The following is a 1560-nucleotide window of genomic DNA, read 5'->3' on the forward strand; positions in this document are numbered from 1 at the left end:
TTTAGGCTTTATTAAGTTAACTAAATACTTAATATAAGTTAAAAATAAAAGAATTTAATAACCTAAGTTTCCAGTCATAATTGCATCAATGATATCGAATTGTAAGATCAATACAGCGAAGTCTGTTTAGCATCTGTTACAACCTATGAGGTGGCGAATGAATAAAAATAACGACGACCAGGCACTTTGCGGTTTATCTCAAGAGCAGTTAGATGCTCATTGGATGCCATATTCAGGCAACCGAGAATTTAAGAAAGATCCACGTCTTATTGTTTCTGCAGAGGGTAACTATTATACATCTGCTGATGGTCGAAAAATTTTTGATGGGCTTTCTGGCTTGTGGACATGCGGTGCAGGGCATAGCCGCCCGGAAATTATTGAAGCAGTAAGCCGCCAAGTTAAAGAATTGGATTACTCTCCTGCTTTTCAATACGGACACCCAAAATCATTTGAGCTGGCACATCGTATTACTGAGTTAATGCCAGAAGGGCTGAATCGCGTATTCTTCACCGGCTCTGGTTCTGAAGCTGTCGAAACTGCATTGAAAGTTGCGCGTGCATACTGGCGCAAGAAGGGTCAGGCAAGTAAAACACGCTTTATCGGCCGAGTTAAGGGTTACCACGGTGTTAACTGGGGTGGCGTAAGTGTCGGTGGTATCGTGGGTAATCGTGTGCTTTATGGACAAGCGCTAGATGCCGTACATTTGCCGCATACTATGCTCCCAGAGAACCTATTTACTAAGGGCATGCCAGAAACTGGCGCGCACTTAGCTGATGAGCTAGAAAACTTACTAGCCCTTCATGATGCATCTAATATCGCAGCAGTCATTGTTGAGCCCTTAGCCGGTTCTGCTGGTGTGATTCCACCTCCTGTTGGCTACCTTAAGCGCCTGCGTGAGATCTGTGATAAGCATAATATTTTGCTTATCTTTGATGAGGTTATCACAGGCTTTGGACGTATGGGTTCGAATACTGGAGCAGAAGAGTTCGGTGTTGTACCTGATCTGATGACGATAGCAAAGCAGCTGACCAATGGCGTTATTCCAATGGGTGCTATGGTAGCTAAGCAAGAAATCTACGACACCTTCATGGAGGCCGGTGGTGCAGAATACATGCTTGAGTTGCCGCATGGCTATACCTATTCAGCGCACCCAGTAGCCTGTGCTGCTGGTCTTGCTTCGCTGGATATATTGGCGCAAGACAAGTTGGTTGAAAGAGTCAAAACTGTTTCTCCACAGTTCCAAGAAATGCTGCATAGCCTCAAAGGCACAAAGTATGTCTCGGATATTCGTGACTACGGATTAGCCGGTGCTTTAACTATTGAGTCTGCTCCGGGAGAGCCTGCATTGCGTCCTTTCCAGATTGCGATGAAGTGTTGGGAAAAAGGTTTCTATGTGCGTTGTGGTGGTGACACTATTCAGTTGGGTCTGCCATTTACCGTTGAGCATGCAGAAATAGATAACGTAATTAATGCGCTAGGTGAGTCGATTAACGAACTTGCATAAGCTTGCAACAATAAAAAAATTCGAGGAAAGAAGATGACAACTGTAGGCCATTTAAT

1 protein-coding gene is annotated in these 1560 nt (G+C 44.3%); it reads left to right on the forward strand.

What is annotated here, in order from left to right; translation table 11 throughout:
• The first annotated feature begins 157 nt into the window (after nt 1-157).
• Nucleotides 158-1504: an aspartate aminotransferase family protein gene (locus QZZ55_RS00005; RefSeq protein WP_293263991.1), complete on the forward strand. Its 1347-nt coding sequence runs from the start codon at nt 158-160 to the stop codon at nt 1502-1504.
• Nucleotides 1505-1560 lie beyond the last annotated feature (56 nt).

Origin of the sequence: Neptunomonas sp., assembly GCF_016744175.1 — a bacterium.
Lineage (GTDB): Bacteria > Pseudomonadota > Gammaproteobacteria > Pseudomonadales > Balneatricaceae > Neptunomonas.

What these genes read in the sequence shown, in the direction of transcription:
- QZZ55_RS00005 (WP_293263991.1), top strand. Translation starts at nt 158, where the DNA reads ATGAATAAAAATAACGACGACCAGGCACTTTGCGGTTTATCTCAAGAG.